Origin of the sequence: Azospirillum brasilense (genome assembly GCF_003349955.1) — a bacterium.
Lineage (GTDB): Bacteria > Pseudomonadota > Alphaproteobacteria > Azospirillales > Azospirillaceae > Azospirillum > Azospirillum brasilense_B.
This window is the reverse complement of sequence record NZ_QLKQ01000104.1, coordinates 1-19524: the sequence shown is the minus strand read 5'-3', so window position 1 is coordinate 19524 and position 19524 is coordinate 1. Positions and strand designations below refer to the sequence as shown.

At 67.4% G+C, this 19524-nt stretch carries 22 protein-coding genes and 1 pseudogene; 4 read left to right on the top strand and 19 right to left on the bottom strand.

What is annotated here, in order from left to right; all coding sequences use genetic code 11:
• The first annotated feature begins 857 nt into the window (after positions 1-857).
• The gene (locus DXK32_RS29115) at positions 858-1442 is read left to right on the top strand and encodes a lytic transglycosylase domain-containing protein (RefSeq protein ID WP_247877399.1); all 585 of its coding nucleotides are present in this window, start codon (positions 858-860) and stop codon (positions 1440-1442) included.
• A 208-nt stretch (positions 1443-1650) separates the two neighbouring features.
• Here the strand turns inward: DXK32_RS29115 and DXK32_RS29110 are convergent, their stop codons facing one another.
• The 19 genes from DXK32_RS29110 to DXK32_RS29030 form a co-directional block, all read right to left on the bottom strand.
• Positions 1651-2199, bottom strand: a complete 549-nt coding sequence (locus tag DXK32_RS29110) for a hypothetical protein (protein ID WP_114861692.1) — start codon at positions 2197-2199, stop codon at positions 1651-1653.
• Positions 2196-2381 carry a hypothetical protein gene (locus DXK32_RS32440; protein ID WP_162801399.1) on the bottom strand — a complete coding sequence of 62 codons (186 nt, stop codon included), beginning with the start codon at positions 2379-2381 and terminating at the stop codon, positions 2196-2198. The genes DXK32_RS29110 and DXK32_RS32440 overlap by 4 nt, the downstream gene beginning before the upstream one ends.
• Before the next feature lie 129 nt (positions 2382-2510).
• Positions 2511-2813, bottom strand: coding sequence for a hypothetical protein (locus DXK32_RS32435; protein ID WP_162801398.1), 303 nt, complete (start codon positions 2811-2813; stop codon positions 2511-2513).
• Between the two features lie 54 nt (positions 2814-2867).
• Complete coding sequence (locus tag DXK32_RS29100; protein WP_114861690.1) at positions 2868-3797, bottom strand: glycosyltransferase; 930 nt, start codon at positions 3795-3797, stop codon at positions 2868-2870.
• A 44-nt stretch (positions 3798-3841) separates the two neighbouring features.
• Complete coding sequence (locus DXK32_RS32430; protein WP_162801397.1) at positions 3842-4570, bottom strand: hypothetical protein; 729 nt, start codon at positions 4568-4570, stop codon at positions 3842-3844.
• A 27-nt stretch (positions 4571-4597) separates the two neighbouring features.
• Positions 4598-5578 (bottom strand): shufflon system plasmid conjugative transfer pilus tip adhesin PilV, encoded by a 981-nt coding sequence (gene pilV / locus DXK32_RS29095; RefSeq protein WP_114861689.1) that lies wholly within the window; start codon positions 5576-5578, stop codon positions 4598-4600.
• An 18-nt stretch (positions 5579-5596) separates the two neighbouring features.
• On the bottom strand, positions 5597-6061 hold the full coding sequence (locus tag DXK32_RS29090) for a hypothetical protein (RefSeq protein ID WP_114861688.1): 465 nt from the start codon (positions 6059-6061) through the stop codon (positions 5597-5599).
• Positions 6061-6987, bottom strand: coding sequence for a hypothetical protein (locus tag DXK32_RS29085; RefSeq protein ID WP_114861687.1), 927 nt, complete (start codon positions 6985-6987; stop codon positions 6061-6063). The genes DXK32_RS29090 and DXK32_RS29085 overlap by 1 nt, the downstream gene beginning before the upstream one ends.
• A complete protein-coding gene (locus tag DXK32_RS29080) occupies positions 6987-7508 on the bottom strand; it encodes a type 4 pilus major pilin (RefSeq protein ID WP_114861686.1) in 522 nt (173 codons plus the stop codon). The genes DXK32_RS29085 and DXK32_RS29080 overlap by 1 nt, the downstream gene beginning before the upstream one ends.
• 42 nt (positions 7509-7550) lie before the next feature.
• Complete coding sequence (locus DXK32_RS29075) at positions 7551-8726, bottom strand: type II secretion system F family protein (protein ID WP_114861685.1); 1176 nt, start codon at positions 8724-8726, stop codon at positions 7551-7553.
• Complete coding sequence (locus tag DXK32_RS29070) at positions 8723-10453, bottom strand: ATPase, T2SS/T4P/T4SS family (RefSeq protein ID WP_162801396.1); 1731 nt, start codon at positions 10451-10453, stop codon at positions 8723-8725. Before DXK32_RS29070 ends, DXK32_RS29075 begins: the two co-directional genes overlap by 4 nt.
• Complete coding sequence (locus DXK32_RS29065; RefSeq protein WP_162801395.1) at positions 10453-11166, bottom strand: hypothetical protein; 714 nt, start codon at positions 11164-11166, stop codon at positions 10453-10455. Before DXK32_RS29065 ends, DXK32_RS29070 begins: the two co-directional genes overlap by 1 nt.
• On the bottom strand, positions 11153-12442 hold the full coding sequence (gene pilO2 / locus DXK32_RS29060; RefSeq protein ID WP_162801394.1) for a type 4b pilus protein PilO2: 1290 nt from the start codon (positions 12440-12442) through the stop codon (positions 11153-11155). Before pilO2 ends, DXK32_RS29065 begins: the two co-directional genes overlap by 14 nt.
• Positions 12439-14196, bottom strand: a complete 1758-nt coding sequence (locus DXK32_RS29055) for a secretin N-terminal domain-containing protein (protein WP_114861681.1) — start codon at positions 14194-14196, stop codon at positions 12439-12441. The genes pilO2 and DXK32_RS29055 overlap by 4 nt, the downstream gene beginning before the upstream one ends.
• A gap of 1 nt (position 14197) precedes the next feature.
• The gene (locus DXK32_RS29050; protein WP_114861680.1) at positions 14198-15235 is read right to left on the bottom strand and encodes a TcpQ domain-containing protein; all 1038 of its coding nucleotides are present in this window, start codon (positions 15233-15235) and stop codon (positions 14198-14200) included.
• A 107-nt stretch (positions 15236-15342) separates the two neighbouring features.
• The gene (locus DXK32_RS29045) at positions 15343-15864 is read right to left on the bottom strand and encodes a hypothetical protein (RefSeq protein WP_114861679.1); all 522 of its coding nucleotides are present in this window, start codon (positions 15862-15864) and stop codon (positions 15343-15345) included.
• Positions 15865-16596: 732 nt separating this feature from the next.
• Positions 16597-16776, bottom strand: coding sequence for a recombinase family protein (locus tag DXK32_RS33565; RefSeq protein WP_114861678.1), 180 nt, complete (start codon positions 16774-16776; stop codon positions 16597-16599).
• 46 nt (positions 16777-16822) lie between these two features.
• Positions 16823-17149, bottom strand: a complete 327-nt coding sequence (locus DXK32_RS29035; protein WP_114861677.1) for a helix-turn-helix domain-containing protein — start codon at positions 17147-17149, stop codon at positions 16823-16825.
• Positions 17142-17402, bottom strand: coding sequence for a type II toxin-antitoxin system RelE family toxin (locus DXK32_RS29030; protein WP_114861694.1), 261 nt, complete (start codon positions 17400-17402; stop codon positions 17142-17144). The genes DXK32_RS29035 and DXK32_RS29030 overlap by 8 nt, the downstream gene beginning before the upstream one ends.
• A 396-nt stretch (positions 17403-17798) precedes the next feature.
• On the opposite strand from DXK32_RS29030, the gene DXK32_RS29025 reads away from it, so the two are divergent.
• The 3 genes and pseudogenes from DXK32_RS29025 to DXK32_RS29015 all read left to right on the top strand — a co-directional run.
• Positions 17799-18107 (top strand): hypothetical protein, encoded by a 309-nt coding sequence (locus tag DXK32_RS29025; protein WP_114861676.1) that lies wholly within the window; start codon positions 17799-17801, stop codon positions 18105-18107.
• 62 nt (positions 18108-18169) lie between these two features.
• Positions 18170-18442 (top strand): DUF4167 domain-containing protein, encoded by a 273-nt coding sequence (locus tag DXK32_RS29020; RefSeq protein WP_114861675.1) that lies wholly within the window; start codon positions 18170-18172, stop codon positions 18440-18442.
• Between the two features lie 75 nt (positions 18443-18517).
• Positions 18518-19468: pseudogene (locus tag DXK32_RS29015) on the top strand (IS256 family transposase); the annotation flags it as partial.
• Positions 19469-19524 lie beyond the last annotated feature (56 nt).

The following is a 19524-nucleotide window of genomic DNA, read 5'->3' as shown; positions in this document are numbered from 1 at the left end:
CTTAACCTCGCGCCCGCCGCCACACCTTCAGCTCTGGTGAATTATCCGGGCTAGCGCGATTAGGTGGCGGAGAACGCCTTCCGCCGTCGGGGGCGGCGGGGACGGAAGGCGCTGGATGAATCCTGCCGGACGTTTGAGGACATCCAGCGGACGTCCGCCGGACATCCGCTGGAACGGACCAGGCTTTCCAACGAGCCATATCGTGGAGCTGGTGGCGTGCTGGGCGGGCGGTCGCGCCGGGCACCGGGACGGCGGACCGGAGGGCAAGGCGAAGCCGCACAGCCCGGGATAGCGGAAGTGACCGAGCGTCCGGGTCAGCCGGCTGCCCGGCCCGGGCAGTGCGGCAGCTCCATTTTCAGGGCTCCGGGGCGGACGGGGAAGGGAATGTTTCGGTCAAAAAGCACCCCTGGCGGCGTGGCGGAACGGCCGCAGGCGCCCGCCTTGCCTAGAGCCGGCACGAGGGCGACGAGGGCGGAATGCAGGGCGGCCAGTGGGCGCCCGGAACTCCCGACACGGGCCGGCGACGGAGCGCTTTTTCGCCGGCGGCCCCTCCCCCGTCCAGTCCCGCCTCATGGTTGGGCGCCCAACATTCCAACGTGGGCGCCCAACCTGAAGCATTGGGCGCCAGAGCATCGAGCCTGGATCAGAAAAACTGTTTTTGATCAGTGTGTTGCACTTGGGCGCCTAACATTCCGAAGTGGGCGCCCAACCGCCCGGCCTGGGCGCCCGTCGACACGATCCAGGCGCCCGCTGGGCGCCCAACAGGCGCCTGAACGAAGAGGTTGGGCGCCCAGCGCCGTTTGCCGGACGCCTGACCGTCAGGCGAGGTCAGTTTGCCGAGCGACAACTGGCGAGGCATGCAAATCGACCGCCGGGGCTCGATTGCCGGATGCGAAGACCGGCATGATCGACAAAGCCACATCCATCAGACCGGAACCCGACGCGTCATGGTGCCCTTGACTGCCGCCTGCATTGCCGCCGTCGCATACACCTACGCGCCGCTGCTCGGCGACCCCCCTTCCCTGGTGGAGCAAGACCTCTACACGCTCTTTGGCGCCGAGCGCGGCCGCGTCGGCGAGTGCGTTCCCAACAAGGACCGGAAGACTGGGGAAATCACGTCGTGGGACTGTGGACCGTTCCAGATCAACACCGGGAACGGCCCGGCCCTCGCCAAGCTCTTCGGCACGACACCGGAGGAGGCCATGCGCCGGGTGACGAATGACGGGTGCCTGAACGCGCATGTCGCCGGATGGCTGCTCGTCGAGAAGCGACGAGCAGCCAAAGGCGACCGGCACGACGCCCTCGGCCGCTACAACAGCGCCACGCCGGGGATCAAGGAAGCCTATCAGGATCTGCTGGAAAGGAGGCGCCGACAGCTGTTCGGAGACGCGGCCATTCCCGCAGCACGAGCCGACGGTACCGCGCTCGGCGTAGCCCGTTAAGCGGGGTGTATGGATCTGCGCCTCATTCCGGTGCACCGCCGGCAACCGAAGCAGTCGGCCTCCGATGTTGGAGGCTCGGGCCCCCCTTGCCGATGCACTCCGCAATGCGCTTGGCGCTGAGCCGAGCGGTTCCCCTGGATCATCAGCGGGTCGGGGCCAAGCGGCACACCGACGCCGCTGATGAGGGCCGACGTCGCAGGTCCGAAATTTAGGACATCAGGGCTTTTAACCAATCGATAATCCGGTTGACCGGATTGGGAGTGCCGAAACCGACCACGATGAGGATCGTCAGGGCGATCGAGAGGAACCAGCCGTACACACTGGCCTTCACTCCCGCCCAGGTCCTCGTGCGTCTTTCGACATGGGTGATGATGTTGGACTGCAGCGTCGCCAGGTTGCCCGACACCTCGTCCAGCTTCGCCCAGATCGCCGTGCGCTGCAGACCGGGCTTTTCCGCTTCGAGGATCTTGGAGCTGTATTCTTGCAACAGAGTCCGCGCAGCGCGGCGCAGGTTGTCAATGGTGTTCGAACCTGGGTTGCGCGACGCACCCGGCTGAACCGGCAGACCGCGCTCGCGGTCCTCGGTGATGCTCTGTTTATAGAGAGCATAAGCAAGCAGCCCTTCGATGTCCTTCGGGTTATCCCCCACGAAGTTCCGAAAGGCTTGGCTGAAGGTGTTGGGCGCGGTGGCGGCCGGCGAGCCGTCCTGAGATGCCGGCGTCGGGTGGTCCGGCGCCGGCGCAGTTCGGTCAGTCATGCAGCTCGGTCGTCGTGCTTGAGGCTGATGGCATCCTTATATACGTCGTCGCGCACGATGGTGCGCCGCTTGCCGTCCACCACGATGGTGCGAACGGGCGGCAGCGGCACGTCGCTGGAGCGCTTCATCGGCTTCAGTTGGACCTCCGGTTTCTTCCCGAACAAACCCGTGATGAACCTCACCGCGACCTCCACCGGTCAATCGACAGCACTTCAACATACCCTAACATATGGCGCATGACACCGGGCAAGTCATACCTCTTACACGCAAGAGGAATGAAGACCCACCCGATGCCCAGGGTCTGATGACCATCACGACGTGATCACGCCGGGCACCCCCGGAAGAAGACCCTGCTTGATTCTGGATGTCGGCAGGTGCGGCGCTCCGCTGAGCTCGGCCCGACGCTCATATTCCTCCCCGGTCAGGTCACAGAGACGCGCGATACCGGGAAGATGCGCCACGAGCATGCCGCACTTCGGACAACGCTCCTCTGGCAGGGGAGTCCAGTCGACCGTGGCTCCGGTGCGCCGGTAGCATGGCAGGCCGAATTGCTTTCTGACAGTCGCCCGTAAATCATCCAGCAGCAGCGCCTTGTCGGCGGTGGATAGATGCATATGGACCTATCTACCGCCAATCAAATTTATTATTTATTATACTTTTATGGTGAATCATAGCATCATGATATTTTTCCAGACAACAGAAAGCTCGGCAGTCATCCTATCAATATTATAATTCATGGCCGTTGATAATCCGTTCTCTATTACGCGATTGCCCTTGCCATTATGGAGATCGGCGATGCATGTCGCAAGTTGATCAACCACAGCAACAAGATCGTCCTCTGCTGCCCAATATCCATTTGCTGAAGTTGCATATTCGCGTCCTCCAACACCGTTGAAACCAACTACCGCACACCCACAGGACATAGCCTCCAATGCGGCCATACCAACGCCTTCTAATCGAGCAAGCGATAAGTATACAGCAGATTCACCAAGAGTGCGCGCAACCGTTTCCTCGTTAACGTCATGCAATCCTATCCAATCAATGGCAGACCACTGGGAATGCTGAGAAGAAAACAAATCCTGAATAAATCGCACCTCATATGACCGCTTTCTTGGGAAAAAGCAGATTTGCAACCTTTTTTCTGATTGGCGAAACACGTTACGATCTAGTGATATATGCACTACGCCAGACTGAATTTGTGGATAGCGCCTATGTATGTAATCAGCGATAGCATCACCAGTCGAAATCACTGCACAAATACCGAGTTCTGCAAGATTGTTTATGCCGCGCAGCCCGTTCAACATGTAAAAATGATTCTGGACGAGCAGAACTTTTCGAGCAGGATGTTCAGCTGCCATCAACAACTGGTGGTGAATATCTTCTCCAAGAATAATTGTATCATTTTCAGAAATTGTGCAGTTGTGCGTCTCTATGACAGGCACGCCGTTCAGAGGGAACCAAGACGGCATCGCCCCCTGGCTGTGAACCGCATACGCATCATACCCAAGCATTCGCAGGCATCGGATATGATTATACGCAACTTTCACGCCTCCATTTATACCGACGCTAGGAAGCATGAATAGAATGCGTTTCGACATCGGGAATTCTTTTCGTATGCGGTTCACAGAAATACTTCTAGTGGTTAGAAGTTCGGATATACACCCCAATTCGGGTGCCACCAATCAGGTTGCATTACAGCAGCATTTGACGAACTCCAGACCCAGAGCTTATCGTTATACTGATAGGTCCCCGACGAAGCGTCCCAAAGTTTGTTGGCATTCATAGCCAAATTCGCCTTCCCCACCGTAAGATCACTCGCCCAGTTATAATTGCCGTTGTAGTTATTGTACAACTGGTTCGCGCGGTCGGCCGTTCCGGTGGAGTCGGAGCGGACAACGGTTACGTTGTTGACCCATTGCCAGGTGTTGGTGCGCGCATCATAAACGTTGTAGGCCTGAGAAGCGGTCGTGGCGTTGGCCGCGCTTGCCACCGTTCCCGTCACTTGGCCCCCATTGATGGTCGCACCGGCGGCGAGGCCCTTTGCCTGGTTTGCCTCCCACGAACTCCAGGCTTCGGAAACCGTCAACCCCGTGTTGTTGACATAGGCGCCTTTCATGCCATCCCACAGTTGGTTGGCGTTTCTGGCGTTCTGGACCGTGCCGGTGATGCGCGATCCGTCGATCGTCGCGTTGCTGTCCAGCAGCAGCGCCCGGGCGGAGATGTCGGACGAGGCCGCACTGAATGCGCGCAGCGGCGCCGAGCCGACTGGCGGCGGACGGATGGACGTGCTGTCCGGCCCCGCCATGGCAGGGGCGCTCGATACGGACCCGATGAGCGCGGCTGCGAGAAAAGCGGCGGTCGATCGTTTCATGATTGTCTCCCTTTCTCAGTGGGATGGTCAGGTCTGCTGGCATTTGCGCACGGCCATGGCGAGGCCGTGCGGCCCGCTGCCGGCGGACTCCGTGCCGGTGCCGGCTGCGTTGGTGGTCCAGATCGGCACATGGACGATCCAGGTCGAGCTGTCGGCCGGGTTGTCCTCAGCCCAGGGCTGCACGCCGACCAGAGGATGGCCGGTCCCGTTGCCGGAAAAGACGCCGCTGGCCATCCAGAGTCTCGGAACCCCATGGACGCAGGCCGGCTTGGCCAGGACTGCGCCATCCTGAACGAGATCGATCTCGGAGAGCGCGGTCGACAACCACTGGCCGTTGGACAAACGGATGTCCATGACGTCCTCGATGGTGTTGCCGCTCATGTACTGGGTGGTCCGGATGGTGTTCGGCTCGGTGCCAAACTCGGGCATCGGAAGGCGCGACATGTAGGGCGAGAGGACGGCCCCATCGTCGAAGAAGACGACGTTGACCAGGGAGCCGGGCGCGATGGCGCATCCCGCCACGCCGCCGAAGGCCGACGCCGGCACCGTCCAGCCGGCGACGGCGCCGCGGATCGTCGCCGGGTCCGTGCTCGACACCAGCCCGGCGTGTTTACCGGCCAGCGGCGCCAGCCGGAACAGGACCTCCTCGGGCATGGCCGCGCCGCAGGTCGCCACGGCGGCCTGAAGCTGATTTCCCGAGAGCCGGCGAACGAGCACACGGTGGGTCTGACCGAAGTAGTTTCCGTCGGTGAAGGCCGGATCGAGCTTGCCGGTGGCCTGGAGCATCGCCGGCGTGATCTGGGCGACGGTTCCGCCGGCGGTGGCCGACAGCACCGCCCCGTAGTAGGTCCGAATGTATTCGACGGCGGAGTCGGTCACCAGCGATGCCATCGCCGCGGCGGAGTTCTCGAACGGCTGGTCGACGGCCCGGCGCAAGGCCGGCGCGGCCCCGATGAAGGCGGCGATGCTCAGCAGCGTGACGACGACAAAGGCGAACAGGTCCTTCATTCCAACGCCTCCATGCCGTCAGGGGGACGCAAGGGTGATGACGACGGGAGTGACGACGACGGGCGCGCCCTCGGGGACGGCGCAGGGAAGGGTCGCGCGGCTCTCGCTCCCGGCCAGCACCCGGCCGGAGCCAGCGACCCCGGCCGCCGGCCAGCCCTGAAGCCGCGCCCTCATCGCCCGGCCGACCTCGGCGGCCGGAGCTCCCGCCGTTTCGGTCGCCCAGGTCGCCACGCGCATCGCCGCCACGCAGGACGCGACCCCGTCGAAGCCTCTCCCGTTCGTCGGGCTCAGGGGCACGGCGCCGGTCGCCGAGGGATTCGCCGTCACCCAGCGTTCGGCGGCGCGGTGGGCGCTCAGGGTGGTCTCGGCGACCGCCGCGGCGCGCCCGCGGTCGGCGACCCGGTCGGACGGCCGCGGATCGGTGGCGACATTGAGGGCGACGAGGGTTGCCGTCGTAACCGCGAACACGATGGCCCAGTTCATCAGGCGGCCCTCAACGGTCGGATCAGATTGCCGAGCTGGCCCAGGTTGCCCGCCCGGATGTGGCTGCGGCCGGTGTCGCCGTGCCCCTGCCCGAGCACCAGATGCTCCGTGACGACGAGGCGGCTGCGCTGGACGCCGCTCTCGACCCGGACGTGGAAGGCGGCGGCCAGTCCCGAGGCGAGCTGCTCGTAGGCGCGGGAGTGCACACGCGCGGCCGCCGCGGAAAAGGCGATCAGCCCGGGGATGAGGCCCGCGCCATGAGCCGTCGACAGGCACACCGGGCCGGACAGCGACGCCTGGACCACCGCGAGAATGGCCGGATCGAGACGGGGCTCGCCGAAATAGAAGTAGCGGGCGCGGCTGCGGCGGGCGGCGACGACGGCGTCCCCGTACTGTTCGGCGGCGATGTTCACCGAGATGCAGCATCCGGCGCCGACCGGTCCGTCCAGGTCATGCTCGGGCGGATCGGCCCAGGCGAAGGCGATGCCTCCGTGCCGGACCAGCCACCGCTTCAGGAGGGTTGCGGCCAGAGTGCTCTTGCCGGCGTTCATGTCGCCGAGCACGAGCACGAGGCCGCGCCGTCCGGGGCCGCCCAGCTCCTCCAGCATGCGACAGACGGCCTCGGGGAGCCCGAGATCCTCGAGGCGGTCGGTGACCGCGGGCGTGCGGACCAGGACGAAGGCCGCCCCCTGCGCCGTGTCGTACCGCTCGACGCGCCAGAGACCGACTCGCTCGTCGGCGACCCGTCCGCCGCCCGGGCCGGGGCAGACCCGCATCGCCTCGCGCACGAGCGCGTCGAGCGGAGCCCCACCGTCCTCGACCGGCGCGCAGGCGCCGCCGCTCATCGTGGCGTGCGCGCTGCGGATCGCCCCGGCGGCGTCGACCAGGACATGCAGATGGGCCAGTCCGGGCAGAGCGAGATCCATCAGCCGCCCACGAAGCGGATGGCGTTGTTGCCGCTGGAGCAGACGTTGGCCGCCGTGTTCGGGCTGATCGGGAAGGCGTTGACCGTCGCGGCGCCGAGGCCGGACACGGAGGTGGCGACGCCGGCACCGGTGTAACCCGACCCGGGAGGAAAGCCGGTCAGCGTCGCGATGCAGCCGTCCTGCGGGATGGTGTCGGCGTCCCAGTGGAAGTTGCGGCCCGCTCCGGAAATCGCGTAGGTCCCGCCGAACGGGTTGCCGAGCGCGCTCGAGGAGGCGTCCATGGCCTCGTCCGGCAGGACGCGCCAGGCGATGACGTTGGCGGCGGTGTAGGCGCCGGTTCCGAAGCGCGCGATGCCCATGTTGGCGAAGCGGGCCACCAGCGTGCTGCGGCCGGTGGTGAGCTGCTCGATCATGGTGTTGGCCCGTGAACCGGCGGCCAGCGACGCGTAGATCTTCGGGCCGAAGAAGGCGCCCGCCACGGAGAGGATGACCACGATGATGAACGCTAACAGGTCTTTCATGACGCTCTGCCTTCTTGTTTGACGTGACTCGTGACGGTGCGGCTACAGGGGACCGAGACCCGGAACCGCGCTCTTGTAGAGGTCCCAGCTCGCCCACAGCAGCCAGCCGACCAGGCAGCCGATGAGGCTCGCGCCGGCGTAGGTCGCGATGCCGGCGGCGGCCAGCATGCGGTCGGACAGATCCTGCTGCTGGTCGGCCGCCAGGGCCGCCAGGCCGTCCTGGGGCCGGTTGCCGCTCATGTAGACGCGCATGGCGCGGATCGTCCGGTCGTCCGGCCAGCCGAAGCCGGTCCGCGCCAGAGCGGCGCCGAGGCGCGCGTCGTCCTGCACCAGAAGCGCGTCGAGCCGCTCGGCGACGTAGGGCGAGGCGTTGACGCGCAGCAGCTGCAGAGCCTCCGGGATCTTTCGTTCGGCGCCGATCAGGAGGGCCATCGCCTCCAGCCACGACGCGCCCGTCCATTGCCGGTGCAGCGCCCATGGCAATCCCGGGATGCGGTCGAGGACGATGCGCACGCGTCCGGTCAGGTTGTCGAGCGACCACCAGACCGCGGCGATGAACAGTACGGCCCCGCCGCAGGTGAGCAGCCCCCAGTCCCGGATGAAGTCGGCCGCCTCCTTCAGGGACGCGGCTTCGCCGCGCAGCTGCATGTTGGGCAACGCCTTGAAGAGGTCCGGGAGCAGCGAGACGCTGGCCGCGTAGAGGGCGCCGGCGATCACCAGCAGCATGAAGGCGACCGGCAGCAGCGCGTTGCGGATCTTCGTCCGCGCCTCATTGAGCCGCCGGATCGACAGGGCGAGCTTGCGCAGGGCGTCGCCCGTCATGCCCGCCTCGCCGATGGCGCCGATCATCTGCGCCTCGCGGCTCGGCACCATCTCGGCCAGCACCTCGTACCAGTCGTGGCCGGACTGGCGCATGGCGTGCAGCCAGTACGGGATGAGGATGCCCAGCGCCGACAGCTTCGTGGCGCCGATCCTGACCAGGTCGCCATCCTCCTCGCCGCCGGTTTCGATGGCGTAGAGCGTGGCGAGCGCCTCGGGCAGGCGGACCTCGCGGTCCAGGTAGACCGCCACCTCGCGGTAGAGATCGGCGCGGGCCTGGGCGCCGAAGCGGAACACGGCGTAGCGGAGGAGCCACGGACGGTCCTTCGTCAGGCCACCCAGCCGGGTCAGCTCCTCCAGCGCGTCCCCGTAGGCCCCGTCCTCATAGGTCATGCTCATGCCGCGATCCTCGCGCTGCCGGCCGTCACCGCGTCACGCGCCCGCAGGTCGAAGCCGATCTGCTCGGCGGACCCACCGAACTCCGCGCATTCGTCGGCACCGATGACGCCTTCGAGAAGCAGGCCGTGGGCGACGAGCCGCATGCTCGTACCGCCGCTGGCGATCCAGCGCCGGCGCGCCTCGTCCATGTCGTCGCGCAGAACCGTCATCAGTTCGGGCGTGGGCCGCACGCATTCGGCGACGAGCTGGCGGCGCACGAGCCCCGGCATCGGCACCCGCAGATCGGGATGGCAGCATTCGGGGCAGGGCTCCTTGTCGACGATTCCCAAACCCCGCACCAGGATGTTCTCGACGGGTATGCCCACCGCGCGGTAGCCATCGAGCAGGGCGGCGCGGCGCTCGTCACGCCGGGTGACATCGGTCAACCGTTCCGCACAGGTCCGGCACAGGCAGGGAATCAGCCGCTGGCCGGTCCAGCCGGCGTGACGGTGGGCCGCATAGGCAGTCTCCCGCGCAATGCCGAGTTCGACGTAGCGCGACGGGATCTCCAGCACCTGGTCGCAATGGAGCGTGGTGGCCACCAGCTTGCCGAAATTGGCGGTCTCGTAGGCTTTCTGCGCCTGCCAGGGCGTGCGGCACTCGCCGAGGCGCACCGCGTGGGGCGCCACGCGCAGGGCCGTTTCGAAGGCGACGTCGAGCGGATCGCGCCCGTCGGGCGCCCGCGACGGAACGGGGAAGTGAAGGATGCGGGGATCGAGCCCTTCGGGCGGGTCGTCGCAGGAGACGATGGTGAGCCGGTTGTTCCGGCTATCGCTGAGGTCGCAGAGCCAGAAATGCAGGGTGGTGGATTTCCCATGCTCGGTCGGCGCGCAGATCGTCTTCAGGCCGCTCGCCCGTTGCTGCATGGTGTAGAGATGGCGAAGCACATGCCCGGGGAGGCCCAGCGACGTCAGGGTCTCCCCGACGCCCGGAATGACCGCGTAGCACAGGCGAATGTTGAGATGCCGCCCGTCGCCGAGCGGCGCGAACTGCATGCGCAGCGCCAGGACGTTGGCGGGCAGCAGCCGGCGGTTGGTCACCGACGACTTCTGCGCCTCGGCCGGCTTCTCACAGCTGTCGCTGTGGTCGGCGAGGTAGAAGGCCGTGGTCATCAGCGCCTCAGCCTCGCGGGCGTGCAGCTCGTCGATCACGTCGGTCAGATAGCCGTGCACCTGGAAGCGCACTTCGGCGCGGTCGCCCCGCCAGGTCATCTGGATGTCGCTGGCGCCCGCCGCCGCCGCCTGCTCGATGTGGTGCAGCAGCCTCTGGCGGGCGCCGGTCGCGTCGGGCAGGCGTTGAGTCGCGGATTCCCCGTAGGCCTGGAACAGACGCGGAAGGTCGACCGCTTCGGGAGGGCGGATTGGCACGTTGAGGCGCTCGTGCGCCTGCTTCTGGGTTTCGAGAATACGCGCCGAGTGCAGGTGCGGACGGTGCACCAGGAAGGTGCCGTCGGAGTACAGGGCGCAGGCTTGGCGGACGTCGTCGGGGACGTCGAGGCCGCCGCCGGGGATGGTCAGAAGCCGCGGGCCGCGCTCGTCGCCATGCCGGGTTCCGGCCACGGCGGCGGCGGGCGATGCGATCGCCCCTTCGTGGAGCCGGACGATTCCGTCGGCACCATCCACCGCGGGCGAGCGGGAGCCGCGGACCGGAAAGCGGAAAAGGCGATGACCGAGATCCCTGAGCCTCATCAGCGCACCCACGGAAGCTGGACGCGGCGGCCGGCGGGGTCGAGGACCTCGACGTTGCGGTCGGCTGCATCGATGGCGACCACACGAGATCCGTCGGGCAGAATGGACGGGGTGCGGGACAGCGACGCGCCGTCCACCGTGATCGTGCGTCCTCCGCCGACCACCAGGGTCGCGCGGGCCTTGCCTTCGACGACGGCGATGCGGATCACCCCGGCAGGTGGGCCATCGGTCTGGGCCGCGGCGGCCTGCTGGCCGCCCCCGGCCTGCCCGGCCTGCCCGGCCTGCCCGGCATAGGCCCGCACGCAGAGGTCGGGTGGGCCGAAGCCGGTGGTGCACAGATCCGACTTGGCTTTGGCGAGCCGGTGAAGCTGCTGGATCATGGTCCGGTCGCGCTCGATGCGGGCGAGCTCCCGCGAGAGTTCCGGGTCCGGATCGCCCTGGTCCTGGCGCAGCGCCAGGGACGGCGGCGACGCCATGTCCGGCAGATCTGCCGGCGGCCCCATGACGATGCCGGGCGGCACCCCAACCGTCACTCCGTCGGGAGCGACCGGAAGAGCGGCTGCCGGCAGAGCGGGCGCCGGCGCCGCCACGGCGGCGGCGGACGTCCGGAAATGGCGCGACAGGTCTCCGTCCAGAAACCCCGCGGCCGGAACGCCGATGGCGACCGCGGCCATGGCGGCCCACAGCCAGGTCTTGCCTTTACTCGTCGACATGGAGCACCCCCTGAATGGTCCACTGCCCGCTCGACGGGGTGTAGACCGCGCTGGTCATCTCGCCGGCCAGGAGCGGATGAAGAACCGAAAGCAGGTAGGACGACGTCACCGCGGCGCTGACCGTCCATTTCAGGCGCAACGCGGGCGCCGGTCCGGCCGAAGCGGGCTGCACGGATGCCGCGCCGGGGAGCGGCGCGGCGATGCCGTCGAGGCTCACCATGCCGCCGACCCGCTCCAGGGCGTCGCGCAGGTAAGCCGCGTAGTCCGCCCGCGCGCCGAGACGCGTGCCGGCCGGCCAGCTCGAGGGTGGCGGGGCGGCGTAAGGGCGCTGGACGGCCGCGGTTCCGGCCATGGCATCGATGGCGGCGTCCGGCACCGCGGCGCGGAGAAGCCAGACCGGCCCTTCCATGCGCAGGCTGATCGTGGCGAGGCCCGGATCGCAACGGTACTCGCCCACCGGCCAGCCCGGCAGGAGCCGCAGCCGGCCGTCGCGGACGTAGGCATCGAGGCAGGCGCCGAAGGCCGCCGCGGCCGGTGTCCAGCTCAGAGACACCGAAGGCGTGGCCGGCTGCATCGCCAGCCGTGGCAGCGAAACGACGGCCGGGGACCGGGTCGTCCACCAGAGCGCACCGCCGGCGGCGAGCAACACGGCCAGCCCGACCGCGGCGGGCAGCCGACCGATTCCGGATTCGACGGACTGGAGCTGCCCCGCTTTGCTCAGCGCCCGGGCCTGCTGGAGCAGACGTTCCAGCGGCACCGGCTTGGCTTCGGCCAGTCCCCACTCCACAGGCACGTAAAGGTGCCGCCAGCTCGTCGAGGCAGTGACGGTCTCGACGTGATCGCGCGCCGCGGTCTCGTCGCCGAAGACACGATCGCCGTCGGGCAGGATGCCGGACGGCCCGACCACGATGACGATGAAACGGCCATCGGGCAGGCGCCAGGCACCGACCCAGGTGCCGTGAATCGAGTCGGCCAGCACGGCCGCCAGGCTCCAGGCGCTCCGCGCCGCGGCACCCGGTGGAAGGGAAACCGTCGGGACGCCGTACTGCCGAGCGCGCTCGCGCAGCACCATGCGCTTGGCTCCCGCTCGCCGCGCCCCGGCCGTCGCGGCGCTTTTCAGCCGCACGGCCATGTCGAGGTGCGAGCGCCAAGCGAGGCCGGCGATGTACAGCCGGCCGTCGATTTCGATCACGCAGGCCGGAGCGGGATCGGCCTTCCGGCCGGACCCGGCCGCATCGGCGTCGGCGACCACCGGCAGCAGGGCGTCGGCCGTCATGGACGCAGACCCTCGGGCATGTCCGGCAACGCCCATTTGCCGGTCCCGTCGTCGGCGCGCAGGCCGTCGGCAAGCTCCACGGGCGTGATCAGGACGATCACCTGACGGCGTTCGACGCCGCCGGAAATGCCGCCGCCGAGCAGCAGGTTGTAAGGGTTGCCGGTGCCGCGGGCGTCGCTGGTGGTGCGGTTCGACGCGAAGGAGCTGACGACGAGCGTGGCGCCCGACGGCAGAGCGATCTCGTTGCTCGCCTCCGACGCCGAGCCGCGCTCCAGCTGCACGGTGACGCCGCCCGTCTCGAAGGGCTCGAAGATGCTGGGATCGCTCAGAGAGATCCCGTACTGCAGCAGGATCTTGCCGTCCTCCTGGATGCGCGGCAGGAAGGTCGCGATGAAGCCGGTTTCGCGCGTGACGGTCCGGATGTCCGTCTCGGCTCCGCCGCCGGAAGTCACCGCCGATCCGGCTGAGCGGACGTAGTCGTTGCGCAGCACCACGCGCTTGGTCGCCAGCCGGTTGTTCGAGGTGGTGACCGATTCGCCGGAGTCGACGACGGCCCTCTGCGTCCCGGTGAGAGCCTGGACGGCGAGGGAGGAGCCGCGGAAGTTGCTGCCGGCGCTGTCGATGATGCCGATCGTGGCGGAACCGGTGCCCGTCCCCAGTCCCGACGGCGGCCCCGTGAAACGCAGATTCAGGTCGGCCTGGCGGAACAGAAGGTCGAGATCAAGGCCGTAGGCGTCGCTGTCCTCGAGGCGGACCGACAGCACCTGGACGGTGATGGCGACGGTCCGCGACAGCCGCCGGTTCGTTTCGGCGATGAAGCGGGAGACCGAGCGCATGGCGCCCGGGGACGCCATCACCGTCACCGTGCCGGTGGACGGCGAGGTGGCGATCCGGGAGTCGGTGCCGGCGACGGTGGAGAGCGTCTCGCGAAGCTCATCCCAGAACTTGAGCTGCACCGAGCTGGTCGCCTCCTGGGAGAGGCCGGTGCTGGCGCTGCTGCCCGTGTCGCCGCCGGCTTGCCGGTTCTCGCCGCCACCGCCACCGCCGGAGCCGCCGCTCGATACGTTGTAGGTGTTGGTGGTCGGCAGCGCCGCGATCTGGAAGCTGCGCGTGACGTAGCGGAACAGCTCGACGGCACCGCCCCGGTATTCCCATTCCATGCCGAAGCGGCCGGCCAGCGTGCTCAGAGCCCGCGAGAAGGGACCCGCCGGAAAGTCGAAGACCATGGTCGGCTGACCGGAGCGCAGCGACGCTCCGGCCCCGGTGGCCGGAGCGGCTGCGACGCCCCCCAACCCCGGCAACAGGTTGGCGTTGGAGTTGGCGATCAGGGCAGCGATCTCCGCGTTCGGCCCCGGGTTCCCCGACGGCGTGCCGGCCGCCCCCGGAGCCGGCGTCAGAGCGGCGTCGCGGATACGGACCGGCACGCCGGTTTCCGCGGTGAAGGCGGCGGCCAGTTCGTGGACCGTCATCCCGACCTGGCTGGAGAAGCCGAAGCCGGTGGAGCCTTCCAGACGCGCGGGCAAGGGATCGCCGTGGACGGAGGGGGTGAAGATGCTCCCGCCATAGGCGCCCCGGCTTTCGCGCAGGGGGTCCGCGGCGGCCACCCGGGCCGGCCGTTGGGCCACCGCGGTCAGAGCCGCCGCGTCCTGGGCTTGGACGGTGGCGGCGCGCTTGGCGTCCAGCGCCGTGCATCCGCCGAGCGCGGCGGCCGCGGCGAGGAGACACCCGCCGAGGCGGGCAGCGTGAAAAGGCATGTCAGCCACCGGTGTCGTCGGTTGCGGGGGAGATGACGAGGGTGCGGTTGTCCGGGAAGGCCTCCCCGACCGGGCGGACCGGCGCCCGCTGGAAGGCGCGCAAAGCCGCGCGAACGGCGTCGCGCATTTCCTCGTCGGTGAACCGCGCGTCGACCTCCCATTCGTAGAAGCCGTGGATCTTCCACACGAGGTTCCAGCACGCCTTGGCCGCCCAGCGGCGCAAAGTCGTCTCGAGATGCTCTCCCTGGCGTGCCCACCAGTCGCGGTCGTCGGACGGCACGCAGTCGGCCGGGGGCGTGAGGGGGATGGGGGCCGCGGCGGCCATCGCGGCGGGCGGTGCCAGCCGGACTTTCCTGTCGAGCGCCGCCACCTGCATCGACAGCTGGTCGACGCGCGAGCCGATGGCGTTGGCCGCGGCGAGCACGCTGTCGACCTGGGTCGCCTGGGCGGGGGTGCCGATCCGGCGGTCGAGGCCGTCGGCGGTCTCCGCGATGCGGTCGAGGTCGGGGCGCGTGTCGGGGATGGCGGCCAACTGGCTGGAGACGCCGGCGATGGCCTCCTCGACCCCCGCGACGGACAGGCCGAGACCGGCCATGGACGCCGACAGGGTTCCACCGACCCGCCGAACGTCGCTGCCCACGGCGTCGACGGCGGGGCCGACACCCGCCACCTCGGCGCTGGAGGAGGACCAGCGGTCGTAAGTGAAGGCCGCCGCGGCGATTCCGAAACAGGGGATGGCGATCAGCGCCGCCGCCGCGGCGAAGCGGCGGCGGCGGCGCGTCGCCGTTGCCGTCTCGCGCTGCTGCGCCCGGGAGCGCCGTTTGCGTTCGGCGTCGAGACGGCGCCGCCGATCCACGGGATGTTCACCGACAAACAGGACCGGATCGGCCGCCGGCGAAGCGGCTCGGCGGGCGACCGCCGATCCGATGGGCCGGATCGGCGCCGCCGGGGAGGCATCGATGATCTCCAGCGGTTCTACGTCGATGACGAGAGGACGCCCGGGCTCCGTCACCTCCACACCGCGCTTCTTCGCGTCCACGAACGCCTCGCACTAAAGTGGTGTCGAGGCTCAGTGTGCCGAGGCGGGCGAGCGGGGTTCGAGCACCCGCGTAAAGATCATTCGCTTTTTTGATCGTCTTTGAGCCGTCAGCGGGCGGCGACGGCGTCCGCATCACCGGAGGCCAAGCGGCCGAGCAGATGCTCGCGCATGCGCGGCGCCCGCCAGCGTTTGGCCGTCGCGTCGGCGATCTCCTCCGCGGTGAGAACGCCGCCATCGACGATTTGGGCGAGGAACGCCTCGCGGAGTGCCGGCGCATCTCCGCCGGCAAGGTCGCAGATCGCCGCGAAGTCCTCGCGATCATCGGGCGTCGTGCCGATGATCCACACGAGGGCCTTGGCCTGGAGATCGGCCCTGCCCCACTCCAGCCCCCTGCCCTTGTTGCGCGCCTGGTTGCGGGGGATTCGGCCGAACGCGTCCTGTACAGCGAGTTCGAGAACGCGCATGGCGAGGTGGATCGTGCTGTCCAGGGACGGCTTGGACCTGCCCTCCTCCTCCCAGGCACGGTCGAGGGCCGGCAAGGCCAAAGTGTTCATGGCTGTTCCGGCGATCGGGCCGATGGCGGCTGTGGGCGCCCCGTCACACGGGGAATGCTGGGCGACGAGAGTCATGTCATCGGGCCTTCGCTACGGTCAAGCGATTGGAACGAACCCGACCGACTCCACACGAGACGTTCAGGCGTGCCCTCCCGGGCTGTGCAAACTATCGGGCAAACCACTCCCGAAGAGAACCGCCGTGACCGCCCCCCGCCTGGGCTCGGAAGTTAACGATTGGTTTTTTGGTTGCGGAAGCGGGCGTTGAATGCAAACGCCGCGAGTCCTTGCGATGAGGGTTGCGACATCGCCATGTAACCGCCGTTTCGCTGATGGACCGGATTGTTCCGGACTTTCGTTATATTATCGACGGACCCACGACATTATCCGTCCCGTGTCATGACATGACGTTTCCGAGCGTCTCAGTGCGACAATTTGCCGCACCTCGTCTGAAGTGCTCACACAAGCAAGAAGGCTGCCCTTCGCTTTATCCAGCTACAGGGCATGACATATCATAGTATGCCGCGCTTCCAAAGTGTGGGAATTTCTGCTGCGATGCTTCCGGACTTCCTTATACGGGGAAGCGGCGACCAGCGTCAGAGCCCCCAATCAATCCCTGACGCTCCGCGCGGTCGAGCAGCGCTTTGACCGAAGACACCGACCAGATCGTGCCACGGCGCCGCGTGCGGATGCGCAACTCCTCAAGCCGCGCGGCGATCGCGCGCAGGCTGATGGTCAGGTCGGCACCTTTGATGCCGGCGATGACCAGCAGAAGGTCGTCCCTGGGCGGCTTGCGCGGGGCCGGCGTGATCAGGGCCGGTCGGGTGAACCGAGCCGGCCGAGGGCCTTGGCGAGCTCCGGACGTGCCCGGCTGGCGCCTGGTGCCTTCTCCTCGAAGATCACCGGGCAGCCGGCGGTCTTCAGCTCGTCGAGCTGGCTGAAGGTCGCCTGGTCCTCGGTGGAGACGCGGGCGTATCCGATCAGGGCCACTGACGTGCTCGTCGGATCAGCCCGCCCGTGGGGCGTTTGGCCGCCATCAGAGGACCAGCCAGTCGACGGAGGTGTCCAAGGCCTCGGCAAGCGCCTTGTAAGCCTCCACCGAACCGGGCTTCTTGCCCGCTTCGATCTCCGACAGGTAGCCTGCGCTCACACCCGCTTTTCCAGCGAGGCCGCGCAAGGACAATCCGCGAAACTCGCGCCATACCCGGACCGGGCTTTCCCCTTCCAGGATGCGTTTGGCCCAATCCAGCGGCATCGACTGGCCGCCACGCGCCTGCATAGCGGTGAGGATGTCCTCCAGGTCTTCGAGACGCGCGGTGAGAGCGTCGTACTCGGCACGCGGAATGGTGACGGTCTCAGTCATAAGCCTCTCTCCGATGGCGGACGCGGTGCATCAGCATGACGGTCACGGTTCCGGCCGCGGCGACGGTGAACAGCACGCGGTATTCGCCGACGCGCAGCCGGAACAGGTCGGAACCCTGCAGGGCTTTGACGTTGTTGGCCTGCGTCGTCGAGTCGGCGGCGTACTGCTCGATCTTTCCGAGAATGTGGGCGCGATCCGGCGGAGACAGCGCCTTGAGGTCCTTCACCGCCTTCGCCAGGATCTGAACCGGCATGATCAACTCCGCAACAACCCGCCGAGCGTTCGCGAATAGAGAACGCTCCGTCAAGAGAAATGTTCTCTGTCGGCGTACGTTTGCGGACGCTGTACAGGACGATTGAACAGACGGACGCGGCAGGCGGGAGAGAGTGGAAAGCGGCTTCAGCCCTTCCGCAGCTTATAAAAGACATGGAGGTGACGCCAATTTGAATCAGAATCCTATGCCTGTTCACACCAGCGACGATCGGCTCCAGCGCAGGCTACGGTCGATCGGCCCCGCTCTTGAATTCTGTTGTGCGCCCGCCGGTACTCAACGGCGCTTTGCAACCAATGATCAGGCGTATTCACTGGAGCGGATTGGCTGAAATCTGATAGGTTGAGCTGGACTTCAACCGGCGAAGGGGTGTCTTGGATGCCGCTGACGGAAAGGACCGCCCAGGGCGATCAGTATGTCCTTCCCGGTGCGGAACGCCGGACCGAGCCCGGCTTGCCCTACGCCGCCGAACCCGACGGACAACTCGCCCTGCATTTCTACGAACCTCCCCGAGCCGACGAGAGGGACCCCGGCAAGCCGCCCCCTGTGCCGCGTCCTCTCCCCCGCCCCACACCAATCAACGACGGTCCGCTTGCCGGCCGTGTTGCGTTCTTCCCGCAGGTCATGAATGATGTGACCGAAGCTTTGCGAGCTTTTTCCGGCGTGACGAACGAACGCTGGGATTGAGCATCCGGGAGCGCTTTTTCGCTCCTGATCGCGGTCCACCGACCACCCAAGGATCTACGTTCATGCCTTTCGACAATCCGGCGGGCGATCGAGCCCGTCGGCAGCCACGGTTCGGCAACGCGGCCCAACGTCAAGCCGTGCAGGGAGCCCCGGCGCGAGCGCACCCGAAGGTCAATGGTTCCGCCCAGCAGAAGCACGTCCAGTGGCTCGCCCGCGCCGGCGATGCCGAGCGGTCCGGCGATGCCGTCGAAGCCGAAACCTGTCGTCAGCACGCTGAGCACTGGTTCCGTGTGGCCCACGACCGCAACGATCGAGCTATGCGGGAATCTGGGTGATGACGGTCTGAAGAGGGTGGCGTATCGAGGTGGGTGACGAAACCTGCCCGAACCTCCACGAGGGAGCGATACGCCATGGATGAGAATAGCAAGGTTGTCCGGCTGCGTCAGCCGGAGGAGATCGACGACCCGCTAACCGCCATTTTACGCGCTGGTGCCCGCCGGCTGCTGGAGCAGGCGATCGAGGCGGAGGTGGAAAGCTTCCTGGCCTCCATGAAGGACGTCACGTTGCCGGACGGCCGCGAGCGGGTCGTGCGGCACGGCCATGGTCCTGAACGGACGATCCAGACCGGGATCGGGCCCGTGCCGGTCCGCCGCGCCAAGGTGCGCGACCGTGGCGGCGCCGAGGCTGGCGAGCGGGTCCGCTTCACCTCGGCGATCCTGCCCCGTTGGGCACGGCGGACCAAGAGCCTGGACGCCCTGCTGCCGGTGCTCTATCTGCGCGGCGTCTCCACCGGCGACTTCCAGGAGGCGCTGAGCGCCTTGCTCGGCAAGGACGCCCCGAACCTGTCGGCCTCGGTGATCGGTCGGCTCAAGGAGGAGTGGGCGGCCGACTACGCGCGCTGGCAACGGCGCGACCTGTCGGCCCGGCGCTACGTCTACATCTGGGCCGATGGCGTCTACCTGCAGGCCCGCATGGAGCCGGTGGCCGAGTGTATGCTGGTAATCATCGGCGCCACCCCGGAGGGCCGCAAGGAACTGGTCGGCTTCCAGGTCGGCGTGCGCGAGAGCGCGCAAAGCTGGCGCGAACTGCTGGTGGACATCCAGGCGCGCGGCCTCACCATCGCCCCGGAACTCGCGGTCGCCGATGGAGCGCTCGGCTTCTGGAAGGCGCTGGAGGAGATCTTCCCCACCACCCGGCAGCAACGCTGCTGGGTGCACAAAACTGCCAACGTCCTGAACAAGGTGGCCAAAACGGTGCAGCCGGCGATGAAGCAGGACTTGCGGGAGATCTGGATGGCTCCGGACCGCGCCGCCGCGGAAACCGCCATGGCGACGTTCGTGAAGAAATACGCGATCAAGTACGCTGTAAAAGTATGGACTTGACCTGACAGTCCGCCCTGCCGCGGCGGGTGTCCGAC

What these genes read in the sequence shown, in the direction of transcription:
- DXK32_RS29080 (WP_114861686.1), bottom strand. Translation starts at nt 7,508, where the DNA reads ATGAAAGACCTGTTAGCGTTCATCATCGTGGTCATCCTCTCCGTGGCG.
- DXK32_RS29115 (WP_247877399.1), top strand. Translation starts at nt 858, where the DNA reads ATGCAAATCGACCGCCGGGGCTCGATTGCCGGATGCGAAGACCGGCAT.
- DXK32_RS29090 (WP_114861688.1), bottom strand. Translation starts at nt 6,061, where the DNA reads ATGAACTGGGCCATCGTGTTCGCGGTTACGACGGCAACCCTCGTCGCC.
- DXK32_RS29020 (WP_114861675.1), top strand. Translation starts at nt 18,170, where the DNA reads ATGCCTTTCGACAATCCGGCGGGCGATCGAGCCCGTCGGCAGCCACGG.
- DXK32_RS29110 (WP_114861692.1), bottom strand. Translation starts at nt 2,199, where the DNA reads ATGACTGACCGAACTGCGCCGGCGCCGGACCACCCGACGCCGGCATCT.
- DXK32_RS29045 (WP_114861679.1), bottom strand. Translation starts at nt 15,864, where the DNA reads ATGACTCTCGTCGCCCAGCATTCCCCGTGTGACGGGGCGCCCACAGCC.
- DXK32_RS29100 (WP_114861690.1), bottom strand. Translation starts at nt 3,797, where the DNA reads ATGTCGAAACGCATTCTATTCATGCTTCCTAGCGTCGGTATAAATGGA.
- DXK32_RS29035 (WP_114861677.1), bottom strand. Translation starts at nt 17,149, where the DNA reads ATGACTGAGACCGTCACCATTCCGCGTGCCGAGTACGACGCTCTCACC.
- DXK32_RS29070 (WP_162801396.1), bottom strand. Translation starts at nt 10,453, where the DNA reads ATGAGGCTCAGGGATCTCGGTCATCGCCTTTTCCGCTTTCCGGTCCGC.
- DXK32_RS29085 (WP_114861687.1), bottom strand. Translation starts at nt 6,987, where the DNA reads ATGGATCTCGCTCTGCCCGGACTGGCCCATCTGCATGTCCTGGTCGAC.
- DXK32_RS29030 (WP_114861694.1), bottom strand. Translation starts at nt 17,402, where the DNA reads ATGCCGGTTCAGATCCTGGCGAAGGCGGTGAAGGACCTCAAGGCGCTG.
- DXK32_RS32430 (WP_162801397.1), bottom strand. Translation starts at nt 4,570, where the DNA reads ATGAAACGATCGACCGCCGCTTTTCTCGCAGCCGCGCTCATCGGGTCC.
- DXK32_RS29025 (WP_114861676.1), top strand. Translation starts at nt 17,799, where the DNA reads ATGCCGCTGACGGAAAGGACCGCCCAGGGCGATCAGTATGTCCTTCCC.
- DXK32_RS29065 (WP_162801395.1), bottom strand. Translation starts at nt 11,166, where the DNA reads ATGTCGACGAGTAAAGGCAAGACCTGGCTGTGGGCCGCCATGGCCGCG.
- DXK32_RS32435 (WP_162801398.1), bottom strand. Translation starts at nt 2,813, where the DNA reads ATGCATCTATCCACCGCCGACAAGGCGCTGCTGCTGGATGATTTACGG.
- DXK32_RS29055 (WP_114861681.1), bottom strand. Translation starts at nt 14,196, where the DNA reads ATGCCTTTTCACGCTGCCCGCCTCGGCGGGTGTCTCCTCGCCGCGGCC.
- DXK32_RS29075 (WP_114861685.1), bottom strand. Translation starts at nt 8,726, where the DNA reads ATGAGCATGACCTATGAGGACGGGGCCTACGGGGACGCGCTGGAGGAG.
- pilO2 (WP_162801394.1), bottom strand. Translation starts at nt 12,442, where the DNA reads ATGACGGCCGACGCCCTGCTGCCGGTGGTCGCCGACGCCGATGCGGCC.
- pilV (WP_114861689.1), bottom strand. Translation starts at nt 5,578, where the DNA reads ATGAAGGACCTGTTCGCCTTTGTCGTCGTCACGCTGCTGAGCATCGCC.